18 protein-coding genes and 1 pseudogene are annotated in these 17,018 nt (G+C 65.7%); 2 read left to right on the plus strand and 17 right to left on the minus strand.

Features of this window, described 5'->3' with window-relative positions; genetic code table 11:
* Positions 1-130 precede the first annotated feature (130 nt).
* Complete coding sequence (locus AC1DNE_RS29890; RefSeq protein WP_441473819.1) at positions 131-376, plus strand: DUF2188 domain-containing protein; 246 nt, start codon at positions 131-133, stop codon at positions 374-376.
* A 213-nt stretch (positions 377-589) separates the two neighbouring features.
* On the opposite strand, the gene AC1DNE_RS29895 is transcribed toward AC1DNE_RS29890, so the two are convergent.
* The 10 genes from AC1DNE_RS29895 to AC1DNE_RS29940 all read right to left on the minus strand — a co-directional run bounded on the left by AC1DNE_RS29895 (position 590) and on the right by AC1DNE_RS29940 (position 10,627).
* On the minus strand, positions 590-1,678 hold the full coding sequence (locus tag AC1DNE_RS29895) for an alkene reductase (protein ID WP_476767158.1): 1,089 nt from the start codon (positions 1,676-1,678) through the stop codon (positions 590-592).
* Positions 1,679-1,706: 28 nt separating this feature from the next.
* The gene (locus AC1DNE_RS29900) at positions 1,707-2,117 is read right to left on the minus strand and encodes a cupin domain-containing protein (protein ID WP_476767159.1); all 411 of its coding nucleotides are present in this window, start codon (positions 2,115-2,117) and stop codon (positions 1,707-1,709) included.
* 45 nt (positions 2,118-2,162) lie between these two features.
* Positions 2,163-3,416, minus strand: a complete 1,254-nt coding sequence (locus AC1DNE_RS29905) for an FAD binding domain-containing protein (RefSeq protein WP_476767160.1) — start codon at positions 3,414-3,416, stop codon at positions 2,163-2,165.
* Between the two features lie 77 nt (positions 3,417-3,493).
* Positions 3,494-4,216, minus strand: a complete 723-nt coding sequence (locus AC1DNE_RS29910) for an ABC transporter ATP-binding protein (protein ID WP_476767161.1) — start codon at positions 4,214-4,216, stop codon at positions 3,494-3,496.
* Entirely contained in the window at positions 4,206-4,943 is a 738-nt protein-coding gene (locus AC1DNE_RS29915; RefSeq protein ID WP_441473805.1) for an ABC transporter ATP-binding protein, read from the minus strand. Before AC1DNE_RS29915 ends, AC1DNE_RS29910 begins: the two co-directional genes overlap by 11 nt.
* Positions 4,940-5,926 carry a branched-chain amino acid ABC transporter permease gene (locus AC1DNE_RS29920; protein ID WP_476841359.1) on the minus strand — a complete coding sequence of 329 codons (987 nt, stop codon included), beginning with the start codon at positions 5,924-5,926 and terminating at the stop codon, positions 4,940-4,942. Before AC1DNE_RS29920 ends, AC1DNE_RS29915 begins: the two co-directional genes overlap by 4 nt.
* Complete coding sequence (locus tag AC1DNE_RS29925; RefSeq protein WP_441473807.1) at positions 5,923-6,774, minus strand: branched-chain amino acid ABC transporter permease; 852 nt, start codon at positions 6,772-6,774, stop codon at positions 5,923-5,925. The genes AC1DNE_RS29920 and AC1DNE_RS29925 overlap by 4 nt, the downstream gene beginning before the upstream one ends.
* A 47-nt stretch (positions 6,775-6,821) precedes the next feature.
* Positions 6,822-8,363, minus strand: a complete 1,542-nt coding sequence (locus tag AC1DNE_RS29930; protein ID WP_441473808.1) for an aldehyde dehydrogenase — start codon at positions 8,361-8,363, stop codon at positions 6,822-6,824.
* A gap of 17 nt (positions 8,364-8,380) precedes the next feature.
* Positions 8,381-9,364, minus strand: a complete 984-nt coding sequence (locus AC1DNE_RS29935) for an amidohydrolase family protein (RefSeq protein WP_441473809.1) — start codon at positions 9,362-9,364, stop codon at positions 8,381-8,383.
* A gap of 36 nt (positions 9,365-9,400) precedes the next feature.
* Entirely contained in the window at positions 9,401-10,627 is a 1,227-nt protein-coding gene (locus AC1DNE_RS29940; protein ID WP_441473810.1) for an ABC transporter substrate-binding protein, read from the minus strand.
* Positions 10,628-10,794: 167 nt separating this feature from the next.
* Here AC1DNE_RS29940 and AC1DNE_RS29945 point away from each other — a divergent pair, with 167 nt between their 5' ends.
* On the plus strand, positions 10,795-11,493 hold the full coding sequence (locus AC1DNE_RS29945; protein ID WP_441473811.1) for a TetR/AcrR family transcriptional regulator: 699 nt from the start codon (positions 10,795-10,797) through the stop codon (positions 11,491-11,493).
* 153 nt (positions 11,494-11,646) lie between these two features.
* On the opposite strand, the gene AC1DNE_RS29950 is transcribed toward AC1DNE_RS29945, so the two are convergent.
* The 7 genes and pseudogenes from AC1DNE_RS29950 to AC1DNE_RS29980 form a co-directional block, all read right to left on the minus strand.
* A complete protein-coding gene (locus AC1DNE_RS29950) occupies positions 11,647-11,946 on the minus strand; it encodes a helix-turn-helix domain-containing protein (RefSeq protein WP_476767163.1) in 300 nt (99 codons plus the stop codon).
* 181 nt (positions 11,947-12,127) lie between these two features.
* Positions 12,128-13,312, minus strand: a complete 1,185-nt coding sequence (locus AC1DNE_RS29955; protein ID WP_476767164.1) for a trans-sulfuration enzyme family protein — start codon at positions 13,310-13,312, stop codon at positions 12,128-12,130.
* Positions 13,313-13,396: 84 nt separating this feature from the next.
* Positions 13,397-14,557: an amidohydrolase gene (locus AC1DNE_RS29960; protein WP_476767165.1), complete on the minus strand. Its 1,161-nt coding sequence runs from the start codon at positions 14,555-14,557 to the stop codon at positions 13,397-13,399.
* A 20-nt stretch (positions 14,558-14,577) separates the two neighbouring features.
* The gene (gene ehuD / locus AC1DNE_RS29965) at positions 14,578-15,237 is read right to left on the minus strand and encodes an ectoine/hydroxyectoine ABC transporter permease subunit EhuD (RefSeq protein WP_476767166.1); all 660 of its coding nucleotides are present in this window, start codon (positions 15,235-15,237) and stop codon (positions 14,578-14,580) included.
* Positions 15,227-15,886, minus strand: a complete 660-nt coding sequence (locus AC1DNE_RS29970; RefSeq protein ID WP_476841360.1) for an amino acid ABC transporter permease — start codon at positions 15,884-15,886, stop codon at positions 15,227-15,229. The genes ehuD and AC1DNE_RS29970 overlap by 11 nt, the downstream gene beginning before the upstream one ends.
* 17 nt (positions 15,887-15,903) lie before the next feature.
* A complete protein-coding gene (gene ehuB, locus AC1DNE_RS29975) occupies positions 15,904-16,785 on the minus strand; it encodes an ectoine/hydroxyectoine ABC transporter substrate-binding protein EhuB (protein ID WP_441473817.1) in 882 nt (293 codons plus the stop codon).
* Positions 16,786-16,817: 32 nt separating this feature from the next.
* Positions 16,818-17,018, minus strand: a pseudogene (locus AC1DNE_RS29980) (amino acid ABC transporter ATP-binding protein); the annotation flags it as partial.

Here is a 17,018-nt window from a genome sequence, read left to right on the forward strand (position 1 = left end):
AATCTGGCAGACCTTAACAGGAATGCTTGCCACGATGTCGAAAGGGGCCCTCGATCCGCAGGAGCGAGCGGCCAGATGTACTTTTGGCGACTGGTGGAAACCGCAGTCTTCGTCAAAGAAAGGATTTGGGATGGTCAAAGTTAAGTACGAGGTCGTCGAGCACGACGGAGGCTGGGCCTACAAGGTTGGTGACGTGGTCTCTGAGACATTTCCCAGCCATGAGGCAGCACATAAGGCAGCGTCGGATGCCGCCGCTCGGCAGACAGTCGCTGGTCAGACCGGTGGGATCGTCTATGAGGATCGCGATGGTCGCTGGCATGAGGAAGTTGCTGATGGACGTGATCGGCCGTCGACCGAGGTTGTCGATAAAGACTGAGATCCCTGGCTTCGACCATCTATTCCTCCCTGATCGCCATCTATCGGTCCGATCAGGATGAGAATGTCTTGGAGAGTGCTACCCGGATGGTTCACGGCCGGCACGTTGGATCAGGCAACATCGCAGGCATCGCGACGGCCTTGAATTCGATGAGGTTATGCAGAAATCGGAGTGGGCGTCGGGAACCCGACGCGCACTCTGGAAGCAGTGCTGTCAGGCGGCGGAGGAGGTCAGCGCGGGATAGTCGAGATAGCCTTCGACACCCTGCGAGTACCAGGTCTCCATGTCGTCCGGATTGAGGGCGGCGCCTTTTGCGAGGCGCTGGGGCAGGTCCGGATTGGCCAGGAAGGCGCGTCCGAAGGTGATCGCATCGGCCTCGCCTGCGGCCAGAGCCGCGCTGCCGCGCGCCAGATCGAAATCCGAGTTCAACACCAGCGGCCCGTCGAAAGCTTTGCGGATCACCGGCGCGATCGGCGGATGGTCGGGCCGGCCGCGCGTGCCGTTCGGCGGCGGCTCGCGGAGTTCGAGGAAGGCGATGCCGAGCGCCGACAGAGCCTGCGCCGCCGCGGTGAAGAGCGGCACCGGCTGCGGATCGTTGATGCCCTGGGATTCGCCGTTGGGCGAGAGCCGTACCGCGAGCCTCTCGGCGCCGACCACGCCGGCGACCGCCTCGCTGACCTCGCGCAGCAGCCGCGTCCGGTTATCGATCGAGCCGCCATAGGCGTCTGTGCGCAGATTGGCGCTGGAACGCAGGAACTGGTCGATCAGATAGCCGTTGGCGGCATGGAGCTGAACACCGTCGAAGCCGGCGCGCAGCGCGTTGTCCGCCGCCTTGCGATAATCCTCGACGATCCGCGGGATTTCCTCGATCGCCAGGGCGCGGGCCTGGACGTAGGGCTGCTTGCCGTCATAGGTGTGGGCGAGCCCCGGTGCGGTCGTCCCTGAGGACGAGACCGGCGCGGCGCCTTCGCGCAGGCTCGGATGCACGACGCGGCCCATATGCCAGAGCTGGCAGAAGATGCGCCCTCCGGCAGCATGGACCGCGTGGGTGACGCGGGTCCAGCCGACGACCTGCTCGTTCGACCAGATGCCGGTGGCGAAGGGCCAGCCGAGCCCTTCGCGACTGATGCCGGTCGCCTCGCTGATGATGAGGCCGGCACCGGCGCGCTGCGCGTAGTACTCGGCCATCATCGGGGTTGGCAGATGGTCGCGCGTCCCGCGGGCGCGTGTCAGCGGCGCCATGAAGATGCGGTTCGGCGCCTGCACCGCCCCGATGAGGATCGGATCGAACAAGGTCGGCATACAGTTTCCTTGAGGGTTGAGGACGGCGTCACGCGGAGGGCAGGGGGGCGTTAGCACCCTGCTTGAACTCGACCGTGGTGAAAACGAGTTCGGTGTCGCCTGTATTGGTCAGGTCGTGGATCATGAACTCACCCGCGCCATAGGCATGGTGCTGGGTGTCGCCCGGCTTGTACGAGACCTCGGCGACGCGGCCGTCGGCATATTGCGAGCGCGCGCTGCCACCCGTTACGGCGGTCCAGAAATAATCCAGGACATGGGTGTGGAAGCCGATGCGCTCGCCGGGCTGCAGGGCCAGTGCCCAGACCCGGACGCGGTCGGTCTCGGACACGAGCTGCGTACCGACGAGGCCACGGCCAAGATTGGCTTCGAACTCGGCGCGCTCATGGGCCGAGAGGTTCGCGGGAGGGTTGGGCCAGACGAAATCGCTGTTCTGGGTCATCGTTCTCATCCTTTCTGTCGCTGTTGCAAGGAAACGGTCGTCGCGTCAGGCGGCGATGCCGGTCGAAACTGCGGTTTCCGTCATCACGGCCTCGGGCTTGCGGTGGCGTTCGGCCAGCTCGCGCTCCGCCGGCGTAAGGAGCTGGGCCTGCATGTAGGCGCCGAGGTCGCGGGCGCGCTTGATCACCGCCCGCCCATAGGGCAGCCGCTCGGCCTCGAAGGCGGCCAGGCCGGCAGCGATGTCGTCGCCATGGGCCTCGAGGACGCGGGCGAGCGACCAGGCGTCGGCCGCGGCCTTGGTTACGCCCATCCCGACATGCGGCCGGGCGACGAAGGCGGCATCGCCGATCAGGGCGACGCGGCCCTCGATCGCCATCCGCGGCGTCTCCAGATCCTGGATCGCCTGGATGAAGGGCTGCGAGGTCTTCTCGACGACCTCCGCGAACTGGGGCGACAACAGACGCCGCGCCGCCTGCCGCATCTCCTGCTGAACCGCCGGGCGGATCTTGTTGGGAGGGATGGAGAGCTCGTGCTGCACGCCGTCCACGTCGGTCAGCAGTTCGCGCAGCGCGCTTCCCTGCGCGGCCGGCCGGTACCAGACGAAGTTGAAGCGGCGCTGGCCGGGCTCCATCGACTCGCCGGCTCCCGCGACGGGATAGCCGAGCATCTGCTCGCCCGGCGGCAGCGAGAAGGCGAAGCTGTCGAACAGGGCCTCGCGCGTCTGGGGCGAGAGATCGGCTTCGTCTACCAACCCGCGCCAGGCGATGTAGCCGACATAGGAGGGCATGGCCTCGGGCAGCAATTGCCTGCGGACGGCCGAGAAGATGCCGTCCGCGCCGATGAGGAGGTCGGCGCGTGCCGTCTCACCATAGCCGAAGCGGGCGGTGACGCCCTCGGCATCGACGGCGAGCGCTTCCAGGTTCCTGCCCCGGTGATAATGCGCGGCCGGCAGCGCCTCGCGCAGCAGACTGTAGAGCCGTCCCCAGGAGGTCAGGACTTGCGGCAGGGCATGTTCGCCGAGCAGGCTGCCGTCGGGAGCGAAGACGCAGCGTCCGCGCACGGCGACGCCAATCCGGGCCGTCTCGCTGTCGATCCCGCAGAGCCGCAGGACCTCGAACAGTTCGTCATGGGTGACGATGCCGGCGCCACGCCCCGAAAGCTCGTCGGCGATGCGCTCGTAGATATCGACCTGCCAGCCCTGGCGCAGCAGCAAGAGTGCCGCGAACAGGCCCGCCATCGAGCCGCCGATGACGATTGCGCGGCGCGATGGCGGGCGCAGCTCATGCGTTCCTTCGGACATGGGGTCGTTCCCTTTTCATATTTAATTGATCAATCGATCAATTGATGGCGCTGATGATGCCTTTGCCGTGGTGGTGGTCAGTGCACGCCGAGATGCTCTTCGAGGCGGGCCGGCTCGGCCAGGAAGTCTGAGGCCGGACCCTGTTCGACGACGCGGCCGGTGCTGATCACCACGACCTCGTCCGCGAGTTGCAGGGCGAATGTCATGTGCTGCTCGACGAGGATCACCGAGAGCCCGGCCTCACGCAGGCGTCGGACGATCGAGCCGACCTCGGCGACGATCTGCGGGGCGAGGCCTTCGGTCGGCTCGTCCATCAGCAGGACGCGCGGCGCCGTCATCAGCGCCCGGCCGATCGCCAGCATCTGTTGCTCGCCGCCGGAGAGCAGGCCGGCCGGATGCCGATACCGCTCCTTCAGCCGGGGAAAGAGGCCGTAGATGTCGTCATTGCTCCAGACGACCCGGCCAACGGGCGCCGACGCCCGGCGCGCCACGGCGAGGTTCTCCTCGACGCTCAGGCTGCGGAATATCCGCCGTCCCTGCGGCACCAGCGCGATGCCGGCCCGGCAGATCGCCTCAGGCGAGAAGCCTGAGACGTCACGACCCTCCAGCGTGATGCGGCCGGAGCGCGAGCCCAGCAGGCCGGCGACGGCGTTCATGCAGGTCGTCTTGCCGGCGCCGTTGCGTCCGAGCAGGGCGAGGATGCCGTTGGCCGGAACCTTCAGCGACAGGTCGTGCAGGATGTGGCTGTCGCCGTAGAAGGCGTTCAACGCTGAAAGGGAGAGGATGGGTTCACTGCGCAAGATAGGCCTCCCTGGTACGGGGATCGGCGATGACCTCGTCGCGCGTGCCGTCGACCAGCAGGCGGCCGTGATGCAGCAGCGCGATCTTTTCCGCGAAGGCCAGCGCGACGTCCATGTCGTGCTCGATCATCAGAATGGTCAGGGCGCGGGGCAGTTCCTCCAGCAGCGTGCTCACCGTCTTGCGTTCCTGCTTCGAGAGGCCGGCGAGCGGCTCGTCGAGGAGCAGGATCTCTGGATCCTGCGCCAGCGCCATCGCGATTTCGAGACGGCGCTTCTCGCCATAGGAGGTTTCCTGCACCGGACGATCGGCGAGGCTCTCCAGCTTGACGCGGGCGAGCACCTGCATGGCCTCGCGGCGCAGCGTGGCGTCGGCCGCGACCGCGCCGTATGGCCGCCAGCGCTGGCGGCGATTGCCGAGGAGCGCCATGATGACGTTGCCGATCACGGTCTCCCGCCCGAACAGCGTCAGGATCTGGAAGGTGCGGCCGATGCCGCGTGCCGCCCGGCGGAAGGTCGGCAGGGTCGAGACGTCCTCACCTTGCAGGAGAATCTGCCCGGCGCTGGCGCGCAGATCGCCGGCGATCAGGTTGAACAGCGTGGTCTTGCCGGCTCCGTTCGGCCCAAGCAGCAGTCGCCGCTCGCCGGGCTCGACCGTGAAGGTCACGCTCTGGATGACGTTGAGGCCGCCGAAACTCTTGCGGAGATCGTTGACTTGGAGCGCGGTCACGGGCGGGCCTCCTCGATGCGCGCGKCGGCGTTCGTCAGCCGAGCCCCCATCTCCCGGCGCGCCACCAGCCGTGCCCGCAGCAAGCCGGTCAGCCGCCTGGCGCCGGGCAGGAGACCCTCGGGCACGACGATGATGATGAAGAGGAAGATCAGCCCGAGCAGTGTCGGCCAGCGATCGGTATAGGCGCTGGCGACGTTCTTGAGCAGGACGACGAGGGCAGCGCCGAGCACCGGCCCGAAGGTCGTGCCGAGACCGCCGGCAATCACCATCAACACCGCTTCCGACGATACGGTCAAAGATAGCGAGTGCGGGCTGATGAAGCGGAAGACCAGCACGTAGAGGATGCCGGCGACGCCAGCGAGGACGGCCGAGAGCACATAGGCAGCGAAGCGGATCGCCCAGACATCGTAGCCGAGCGTGCTCATCCGCCGCGACTGGTCGCGCACGCCCTGCATCGCGGTGCCGAGCGGCGAGCGCGCCAGGGTGGCGACAAGGAAGAGGCAGCCCGCGGTGACGGCGAGACAGAGATAGTAGAGGCCGGTGCCGTGGCCGAAATAGCCCTCGATCCGCGGCAGGCTGATGCCGTTCTCGCCATTGGTCAGTTCGACATAGCGGAAGGCGACGCCCCAGACGATCTGCCCGAGCGCGAGCGTGATCATCAGGAAGCTCAGCCCCGAGGTGCGCAGCGCAACGAGACCGAACAGCGCGCCGACGATTCCCGTGAGCAGCAGGGCGGCGAGGATGGCGGCCGGGACCGGCCAGCCGGAATTGACCGTCAGCAGCGCGAAGGCATAGCCGGCAATGCCGAGGAAGGCGGCGTGACCGAGCGAGACCATGCCGCAATAGCCGGCGATCAGGTTCACGCTGACGGCGAACAGGCCGTAGACCAAGATCTGCGTGGCGATGGCGAGATAGAACTCGCCGGGCAGCACGAACGGAACCGCCAGCGCGCCGAGGAGGAAGAGGAGGCCGAAGGTCTTCATGCCGGCTGCCTTCCGAAAAGGCCCTGGGGGCGCAGCGCGAGCACCGCGACCATGGGCAGGAACAGGATAACGTAGGCGAGGTCCGGCACGAGCATCTGGCCGAACGTGTAGATCACGCCGATCAGCATGCTGCCGACGAAGGCGCCGGATAGAGAGCCGATGCCGCCCAGGATGACGACGAGCAGCGCCAGAGGCAGCATCTCGGCATCCAGCCCAGGGTAGACCGACATGATCGGCGCGGCGAGCGCCCCGCCCATGCCCGCGAGCGCCACTCCGACGCAAAAGACCGTGGTGAACAGGCGCGAGACCGGGATGCCGGTGGCGCGCGCCATTTCGCGATCGTCAACGGCAGCCCGGATTCGGGCGCCGAGCGTGGTGCGCTCGACCAAAAGCCAGATCGCGACGAAGGCGACGATGGCGATGCCGATCAAGGCGAGGCGATAGGCCGGGAAGGCGATGCCGGCGATCTGTACGGCACTGCGCAAAGCCGTCGGGGCAGGCTGGGCGATCGGATCGCCGGACCAGATCAGCAGGCACTGGTCGGCGATGATGAAGGCGAGGCCGAGCGTGCCGAGCACCTGCGCCAGCTCGCGGCCGGCGAGGCGGCGCACCAGCGTCCGCTCAATGATGCCGCCGAACACGGCGCAGACGACGCCCGCCGCCAGCACCGCCGCGGTGAAGCCGAAGCCGATCATCGAGGTCGCGATATACCCGCCCAGCATGAAGAAGGCACCGTGGGCGAGGTTCGCCACCCGCATCAGGCCGAAGATCAGCGAGAAGCCGATCGCCAGCAGGAACAGGATCGCTCCGAAGGCCAAGCTGTTGAGCAGCCCGTTGATCCAGAACATGATAGATATCTCCCGGCGGCCGGCCGCCGGAGCGGCCGGAGTTCAGCTCAGTTCAGGCGGGGGGCGGCGGCGTCCATGTCGAACCAGTCGAAGGGCCGGTCGCCGACATTCACCATCACCGCCTTGACGTCGAAATAGGCGTCGAAGGATTCCTTGCCGAATTCGCGTCCGATGCCGGAGAGCTTGAACCCACCCCAGGGCGAGGCGGCATCGACGCGGTGATGGTCGTTGATCCAGACGATGCCGGCCTCGATCCGGTCGGCGACGCGATGAGCGCGGGCCACGTCGCGGGTGCGGATCGCGGCGGCGAGGCCATAGGGGCTGTCATTGGCGATGCGGACCGCATCCTCTTCCGTGTCGAAGGGAGTCACGACGGTGAAGGGGCCGAAGACCTCCTCCTGGAAGATCCGCATGGAGGGATCGACATCGGCGAAGACCGTCGGCTCGACATAGAAGCCCGGCTTGCCGTCGAAGGCAGGCGGAACGCGGCCGCCGGCGACGAGGCGCGCGCCTTCCTCGAGGCCGATGCGCGCGAAGTCGAGCACGCGCTGGCGCTGCCGCTCCGAGATCACCGGGCCCATCTGCGTGGCGGCGGCGAAGGGGTCGCCGACGGCGATCGCCTTGGCCTTAGCGGCCAGCTTCTCGACGAAGGCGTCGTAGATGCTGCGCTGGACGATGTGGCGGGCGGCGCAGACACAGGTCTGGCCGGCGCCGACGAAGGCGCCGAAGGCAGCGTAGTTCACCGCCTGGTCGAGATCGTAATCGTCGAACACGACGACGGGGGTCTTGCCGCCGAGTTCCAGCGTCTGGCGGGCGAAATTGCTCGCCGCCGCGGCGCCTGCCCGCCGGCCGGCATCGGTCCCGCCGGTCAGCACGAGCTTGCGGATGCGCGGGTGCTCCGAGAGCGCCCGGCCGGTGATAGCGCCCGTCCCGGTCACGACGTTGAAGACGCCGGGCGGCAGGCCGGCTTCCGAGAAAATCTCGGCGAGGCGCAGCGTGGTCAGCGGGGTGTATTCCGAGGGCTTCACCACGGTGGTGCAGCCCGAGGTTAGGGTCGGCGCGATGTTGCGGCTGGCGATCAGCAGCGGATGGTTGAACGGCGTGACATTGGCGACGACACCGACCGGGAGACGCCGCGCATAGGTCAGATACTCTCCCTCGACGGGGATGACATCGTCCCGCCGGGCGATGGCGAGGCCGGCATTGTAGCGGAAGAGGTCGGGCACGCGGGCAAGCTGCGCCCGGGTTTCGCGGACGGGCCGCCCGTTGTTCAGGGTTTCCAGCTCGAACAGCTCTTCGAGATGAGCTTCCATGACGTCGGCGAGCTTGTTGACGAGCCTCGCCCGCGTCCGCACCGACATGTCGCGCCACTCCTTCGAGCGGAAAGCGGCATCGGCGCTCAGCACCGCGCGATGGACATCGTCCGCGCTCGCCTCGATGACTTGGGCGATCGTCGCGCCGGTGCCGGGCGAAGCGATGTTCATCAGCTCGCGCGGGCCGGGATCGACCATGCGGCCGTCGATGAACAGGCCCCGGGGGGAGGCATGGGAAGTCGTCCCGGCCGAGGCCGGTTGCGTCTGCGTAGCCATGTTCGTCTCCGTTTCGATCAGGCGCCGGTCAGGCGCCAGGCGTTGCGGCCGGTAATGTTCGCACGGTCCTCCACCGAGAGGCCGGGAACCGCGTCGAGCGTGCGCAGCGGCGTCTCGTCGGCCATGTCGAAGGGGATGTCCGTCCCTAGCAGGACATGCGCGGCGCCGACCAGATCGATCAGATAGGCGAGAGCGCCGGCATCATGGGTGATGCTGTCGAAATAGAAGCGCTTCAGCAGCTCCTTCGGCGAGCTTTCGATCGACTGGGCCTCGCGCCGGACCTTCTGGCCATGGACGAGGCGGCCGATCTGGTAGGGGATGAAGCCGCCGCCATGCGAAAGGCAGACCTTGAGGTCGGGCAGTTCGTCCATGACGCCGCCGAAGATCAGATCGGCGGCCATGACCGCGGTATCGAGCGGGTTTCCGACGAGATTGGTCAGGTAGTATTTCTCAAGGCCGGGCTTGGTGCCGAAATAATAGGGATGCGTCAGGATCAGCACGCCGAGCTCGGCGGCGCGGCGCAGCACGGGCCGGAATTTCGGCTCGGACAGCGCGGCGCCGTCGATATGGCAGCCGATCATGATCGAGCGTATGCCGAGTTCGCCGGTGATGCGCTCCAACTCGGCCAGCGCATGATCTGGCGATTGCATCGGCAGCGTGCCCATCGGGCGCAGCCGGTTCGGGGCGCTCGCCGCGAAGGCGGCGATCTCGTCGTTCACCCGCCGCGCGAAGGCGGTCTCGACGGCAGGGTCGATGCGGTAGAAGAATAGCGTCGGCGAGGGCGAGATCAGCGCGGCATCCAGGCCCCGGCGGTCGAGCTGGGCGAGCTTCTCCGCCGGCGTCAGGAATTCCTCGAACAGCGGATAGGCGAAGCCTTCGCGATGGGCGAGGCGCGTGGCGGCGCCGGAGCGATCGACTCTGACGCCGAAAGGCTCCTCGTTCTCGGCGAGGTATCGGACGATGGCGGCCGGGATGACATGGTTGTGAGCGTCTACGATCATGATGTCCGGAGTGTTGTCTTGTGGGGCAGGCAGGGATCAGAGCTTGGTCGGCTCGTTGCGCGAGTAGACCGGGGCTGCGAGGAAGCTCTCCGGCTTGTAGGTCCAGAACTGCGAGACGTTCTCGTAGGTCTTGACGACCGTGTTCACGAGTCGGCCGTCGCTGCGCTCCGTCTTCCGGATGTAGATATTCTGGACTGGGTTGCCGTAGTTATCGAGGCGCCAAGGGCCGCGCGGATCATTGCCGACCTCGACCTTGCGCAGCGCCGCGATGAGAGCCTCCTTGTCCTCGGCCTTGCCGCCGATCGACGTCAGGGCGGCTTCCAGCGCGAGGCCAGCTGAATAGGCGCCGGCCGAGTAGAAGCCGGGATCGACACCAGTCTGCTTGCGCAATTCCGAGACGAAGCGCTGGTTGGCTTCGCCGGTCAGGGCGGCCGAATACCAGCCGGCCGAGACGATGCCGACAGCTTCGTCGCCCATGCTGTGCAGCACGCCCTCATCCACGGTGGTCATCGCGCCGACGACCGGAATCTTCTGCTTCAAGCCATATTCGGCATATTGGCGCAGGAAGCGCAGGCCGTTGGCGCCGGCGAAGGCTGCGAAGACCGCGTCGGTATCGCCGATCTGGGAGATGTAGGAGCCGTAATCGGCGACGTTCAGCGGCGCCCAGAGCTTGCGGATGACCGTGCCGCCGGCGGCTTCGAAGGTGCGCTGGAAGCCGGCAGTCTGCTCCTGGCCGAAGGCGAAATCGTCGGCGATCGTGATGACCTTTTTGTAGCCGAGGTCACGCGCCGTATACTCGCCGAGCGGATGACAAGGCTGGGCCGAGGTCGAGGACGTCCGGACGAACCAGGGATTGAGCCGGCGCTGGGTCAGGTCCTCGGCAGCGGCTGAGCAGCACAGGAACGGCACAGCCGCTTCCTGGAGATAGTCGTTGATCGCGAGCGCCTCGAAGGCGGCGGTCGGTCCGACCACGACATGGACATTGGAGCGCTGGACCAGTTCCTGGGCGCGGGTCTTGGCCAGCGCCGGCTGACCGCCGGTATCGGCGACCACGAACTCCACCGCTCGTCCGGCGATGCGCTCGCCGCGCTCCTTCAGGAACAGGCGGAAACCGTCCTCCATCTGCCGTCCGCCGGCGGCCAGCGCGCCGGATTTGACGGTGAGCATCCCGATCCGCAGCGGCTGCGATTGCGCCAGCGCCGGCAACGCCACGCAGGCGCCGAGGGCGGCGCTTCCACCAAGAAGGTGTCGTCTGGAAATCATGTCTTCCTCCCAGTCTCTTTTATTTATCGTTTGATCAGCAATTGCACGGGAGGAGTGACCCGTCAAGCCGCGGGAAGAAGGAGGTGATGTCAAATTATATAATCCGGATAGGACGACAGGCGCGCGCCTGCGCTTTCCACTGAGCGGTTCACCTGATAAATATAGGTATGGCAAACGACGACGCTGACATCATCATCCGCGCTGAGAGCGCCTCTCGCGGCCGCTCTGCGGAGCGTTCCCGCTCTCCTCTGGAAGGGGCGCGCCGAATGAGTCCGAGCCAACGCGAGGAGGTCATCGTCAAGGAGGCGGTGAGCTTCTTCGCCGAATTCGGCTTCGAAGGTCAGACACGGGAACTGGCGCGGCGCCTCAACATCACGCAGCCATTGCTCTACCGCTATTTCGAGACCAAGGACGCGCTTGTCGAGCGCGTCTACCAGGAAGTGTTCCTGCGGCGCTGGAACCCGTTCTGGGACGAACTGATCGCGGATCGCAACAAGCCGCTCAGAGAGCGGCTGGTCGAGTTCTATCAGGATTATGCTCGCGTCATCCTGACCTATGAGTGGGTCAGGCTGTTCATGTTCGCAGGTCTAAAGGGTCTTGATTTCAATACTCGCTATCTTGAACTCCTCCGCCGCCGGGTCTTTACGGCGTTGGTCGCAGAGTTGCGGCACGAGTTCGATCGGCCGTCGATCGAGAGTCGCCCGGTGACGGAGATGGAGATTGAAGCGGTCTGGAGCCTTCATGCGGCAATCTTTTATCTTGGAGTCAGGAAGTTCATCTACGACATGCCGGTCGGACCCCTGGAGCCGATCATCGAAATGAAGGTACGCTCGTTCATTGATGGCGCGCGCGTCGTTGTAGACTGACGCGATAGGAGAGACCCCTTCTCATTTGCAAAGGGCAGCATCTGTTTGCGCGAAAATCGGCTTAGCGGCAGCTATTTCGGCTGGAAGAAACGCATTTGCCGAGGAGTATTATCAGCGGGATTTAACTGAATTCCCTTGAGAGGAGCGCTCCCGCTAGCCGTATTGTGACGGGTGTTTCCGGCGCCAAGCACCAGGACTTTCGCCAGTTATCTGCCTGAAAACACGAGCGAAGTGGCGCGGACTGCTGAAGCCGCAAATCGGGGCGACATCCGCGCGCGGCAGCTTCCCCCTTGTCAGGAGGTTCTTCGCTTCTTCGACCCGGAGCCGCGTGAGGTAAAGCTGCGGTGTGACCCCCATGGTCCGCCGGAAAGCTTTAGAGAAATGGCTCGCACTAAGCCGGCACTCGTCGGCGATCTGCGCAATCTTCAGTTTGGAAGCAAGTCGAGCGGCCATAATTTCTGTTGCCCGCCGCCGCTGCCACGGAGCAAGCGCTCCTGATGGCCCCGTTTCTGCCGGCTGTAGCTTCTGATGTGATCTGCGAAGACAGTTATGTCGTTGGCTTTCCACTGCGCGCACCCTCCACAGCGCGAAATTCGCGCCGTGCCCTTATCGTCGTGGTCTTCACGATGCCTCGTCAGGCAGCCTTGGTCGCGGTGGCCTGACCGAGCACGGACAACAGCCGGCTCAGATCGGCCCAGAGCTCGCCGGGCTCTTCGAGGCCGATGCTGACGCGCAAGAGCGGGCCTTTCGCGGTCCAGGCCGTGGCGGTGCGGTCCTGCGCGATCGCCTGCGGCGCGACGAGACTGCGCGTGCCGCCCCAGGAGGCGCCGATCGCGAAGACACGCAAGGCGCTCAGCGCCGCGCTCATGGCGTCGTCGTCGACAGGCTTCAGCACGAGGCTGAACAGGCCGGACGAGCGGCCCATGTCACGCTTCCAGATCGCGTGGCCCGGGCACGACGGCAGCGCCGGATGCAGCACGCGTTCGACCGTGGGATGATCGACGAGCCGGCGGGCGAAATCCTCCGAGATCTTGCCCATATGGGCGACGCGCAGCCCCATGGTCTCGATGCCGCGCAAGGCGAGTTGGGCTTCATCCGGCGAGACGCCGACGCCGAAGCCGCGCAGGATCTCCTTCATCTTCTGGCGCAGTGCCATGTCCCTGACGGTGATGGAGCCGAGCAGCAGGTCGGAATGGCCACCGACATATTTGGTCAGCGCCTCGCAGGCGAAATCGGCGCCGTGCTCCAGCGGCTTGAAGATCAGCGGCGTCGCCCAGGTGTTGTCGCAGCCGACGAGCGCGCCCTTGGCCTTCGCCGCAGCGGCGATGGCCGGCACGTCCTGGACCTCCATCGTATTGGAGCCGGGCGACTCGACCCAGACCAGCTTGACGGTATCGTCGATGAGATCGGCGATTCCGGCCCCCATCTGCGGGTCGTAGACGCCATAGGCGATGCCGCGCGGCGCCAGATACTCGGCGCAGAAGCTGCGTACCGGCGGATAGACATGATCGGGGATCAGCACCTTGTCGCCGGGCATCAGCACCGACAGCATCACGATGGTGACCGCCGCCTGGCCTGAGGGGACGAGCACTGTGCGGATCCCGTCGTGCAGCTGGGTCAATTGCGCTTCCAGCGTGCGCGTCGTCGGGGTGCCGTGCAGCCCGTAAGTGTAGCCGTCGAAACCGCGATATTTGCGCGCCATGAAGCTCGCCCCGTCCGGATAGACGATGGTCGAGGCGCGGTGCGTGGGCACGGCGAGCGAGGCATAGCCCTCCTCATTGACGGCCGGGTGGTGAACACAGAGTGTCAGGTCGTGCATGGTCGGTTTCCCTCGTCGGGGTGATATTCAAAGCTTTGAAATCAGGGAGCAATCTGTCGTCTGGCATCGGATGATGCCGGGATGTTATGGATTCGGGCCGTCGTCCCGCAGGGCGCGCTTGGCGACCTCGCGCATCCAGTCGATTGCCACGGGCAGGATCGCGTCGTTGAAGTCGTAGCGGGCGTTGTGAAGCTCGCCCTCGGGGCCGGCCGGGCCGTTGCCGATCCAGATGTAGGCGCCGAGCTTGTCCTTGATCAGGAAGGAAAAGTCGTCGCCTGTGGTGCTGGGGCGCAGGTCGGTTCGCACCTTGGCGCCGATCGCCTCGCCGGCAGCCGCCGCGAGCTTTGCCTCTGCGGGGGTGTTGATGATGGGTCGTCCGGTCGAGAGGATCTCGACATCGGCGCGCATGCCATAGGCTTCGCATGTGCCGGCGATCAGGCTCTCCATCCGCTTGATGACGGCCTCGCGGACCTCCTGTCGATAGGTGCGTAGCGTACCGACCAGGGTGACGCTCTCCGGGATCTGATTGCTGACCACGCCGCCCTGGATCTGGCCGATCGAGAGCACGACGGCATCGCAAGGGTCGACATTGCGGGAGATGATGGTGTGGAGACCCATGATCAGATGGGCCGAGGCCAGGATCGGATCTCGCGTCTGGTGGGGGATCGCGGCATGGCCGGCAAGCCCGTGCAGAGTGACTTGCCAGCGACCGCCCGCCGCCATGACCGGCCCGTCGTGGACCGCCACGGTTCCGACTTCGAGACCAGGCCAATTATGGAAGGCAAAGATGCGCTCCATCGGGAAGCGCTCGAACAGCCCGTCGGCGATCATCGCCTTGGCGCCGGCCCCATTCTCCTCGGCCGGCTGGAAGATGAACTGGATGGTGCCTGTCCAGTCGGGATCGGCGGCGAGCATCGCGGCCGCGCCGAGCAGAGCGACCGAGTGGCCGTCATGGCCGCAGGCATGCATGACGCCGGCGGTCTGCGAGGCATAGGACACGTCATTGCGTTCTGCGATCGGCAGGGCGTCGATATCGCCACGCAGGCCGACCGAGCGGTTTGAGCCAGGCCGCGAGAGCGTCGCGACGATGCCGGCGCCGCCGATGCCAGCCTCGAAAGGAATGCCGAGTTCGCGCAACCGTTCCTGGAGGTAGGCCGAGGTCTTTGTCTCCTTCTCGGAGAGCTCGGGATGAGCGTGAAGATGGCGGCGCCATTCGGTTAGACGCGGGAGGAGCTTCGTATCCATGGTCAGTCCGTTCGTGGAATTCAGCGCTTTGCGGAGAGCAGCAGATGCTCTTCCAGCCGCCTGACGAGCCAGGCGAGCACAAGGGCGATGGCGAGGAAGATCACGCCGACAACAACCATCGGCTCGGTGTAGCGGAAGGTGTCGGACGAGATGTCGAGCGCCGCGCCGAAGGCTTCGTAGACGGCGATGGCGGCGAGATAGGGCGTCGATTTGAAGATGCCGATGAAGTAGTTGCCCATCGGCGCGGCGATATTGCGTAGCATCTGTGGCGCGATCACCAGAACGACGGTCTGCAAGCGCTTCAGGCCGAGCGCGCGCGCGGCTTCGAACTGGCCGGGCTTCACGCCGTCGATGCCAGCCTTGAAGACTTCGGCCAGATAGCCGCTGTAGTAGAGGCTGATCGCGATGACACCGATCGCGATGGCTGGTAGCTTGATGCCGTAGGACGGCAGCACGAAGTAGAAGAAATAGAGCTGGACCAGGAGCGGCGTCGAGCGGATGAAATCGATCAGGAAGCGCATCGCATAGCGCATCAACCGGTTGCTGCGCCGCGCGATCTCCAGCGTGAAGCCGAGTAGCGAGGCGCCGACGCAACTCAGCAGCGCGACCAGGATCGAGGTCCAGAGGGCGCCGACGATCTTCGGCACGATGGAAAGGGCGAAGCCCGCATCAAACAGCATGGTCGAGCTTCCGTCCCGCGCCGACCTTGCGCTCGACCCAGCGGCCGACGATCGTCGCGGGGTAGCAGAGGATGAAATAGGCGACGAGCAGCGCGAAATAGACCTTCGGCGGATCGTAGACGAGCTGGGAGATTTCCTTGGCCCGGAAGGTCATGTCCGTCAGCGTCACCAGCGAGACCAGCGCCGTGCCCTTCACGAGCTGGATGAACTGATTGATGAAGGTCGGGACCATCGCGAGCAGCGCCTGCGGCAATTCGATCAGCATCAGGATCTGCCAGCCGCGCAATCCGAGCGACCGCCCGGCCTCGCTCTGGCCCTTGTCAAGCGATTGCAAGGCGCCGCGCACCGCCTGGCTGCCATAGGCGCCGATATGCAGGCCGARCACCATCGAGCCGACGGTGATGCCGGACAGTCGCAGGCCGAAGGACGGCAGGGTGTAATAGAAGCCGTAAAGCAGGATAACGACGGACGTGCTCCGCCAGAACTCGATCAGCGTGGTGATCGCGCCATAGGCGAGGCCACGCCAGCAATGCTGGGCGATACCGGCGGCGAAGGCGAAGGGCACGGCATAGAGCATGCCGAGCGCCGTCACCGCCAGCGTGACGTTCAGCCCCTGGAAAATGCCTGAGAGGACGTCGAGAAAGCTCATGATGTTCGCCGCGCCGCTCAGCCGTTGCCGGCGCAGATCTGCGCAGTGGTGATGGCACCAGCATCCTCATCGGTCGTGAAGTTGTACTTCTCCATGATCGGCTTGAGGCCGCCGCTGGCCCGCAGCTTGGCTAGCTCGGCATTGTAGGCGTCGCGCAGCTTGGCACTGCTCTTGGGGAAGACCGTGCCAGTGTAGAGCTTGGCTGGCTGGCCGTTCGCCTTGATCAGCCCCTTGAACGGCACGGCGCGCTCGATGCCTTCGACCTTCTGCTCGTCGATGACGCCAATGGCGCTGGGCACCGAGAGAGTCGTGACATCGGCCCGGTCGGCCAGGATGGCGCTGACGGCGGCCTCGTTGTTGGGGAAGAGCGCGATCTGCGATTCCGGCACGCCCGCAGCGATGGCGTTCTTGGTGTTCTCCGAGCCGCGGCCGCCGGCGAGGCGCACCTTCGGATTTTTCGCGATGTCCTCGTAGGAATGCAGGTTCAGCGGATTGCCGGTCTTGACGAGCAGGCTGTCGCCGACGGCCACGTCCGGCTCGCTGAACAGCACCTGCTCGCAGCGCGGCGGCGTGATCGCGACGCCGGACGCGATGATGTCGAAGCGTCCCGCCAGCAGGCCAGGGATCATCGCGCCGAAATCGGAGACGACGAACTCGAAATCCTTGACGCCAAGCGGCGCGAAGACGGCGCGGATTACATCGGGATGAATGCCGACGACCTTGTTGTCCTTGTCGCGATAGGCCCAAGGCGTACGATTATGGATCCCGACGACAAGCTTCTTGCCGGCCCATTCGGATTGAGCCTGCGCTTGTGACGACCCCGGGCCGCTGAAGGCCGCGAGCACCGCGACGGCGCCGGCGAGGAGGAGGGGAAGGCGGCGACGCGAGATGGCAGTCATAACGATCTCCGATCCGGAAAGGTTGGATCTGCTCAGTGCAGGATCTGGCTCAGGAAGAGCTTGGTGCGCTCGTGCTGCGGGTTCTTGAAGAACTCGTTGGGGGTGTTCATCTCGACGATCTGTCCGGCGTCCATGAAGATGACGCGGTCGGCGACCTGGCGGGCGAAGCCCATCTCGTGGGTGACGCAGAGCATGGTCATGCCCTCCTCCGCCAGCGAGACCATGGTGTCGAG

The sequence above is a fragment of the Allobosea sp. 05L423 genome (assembly GCF_056397745.1).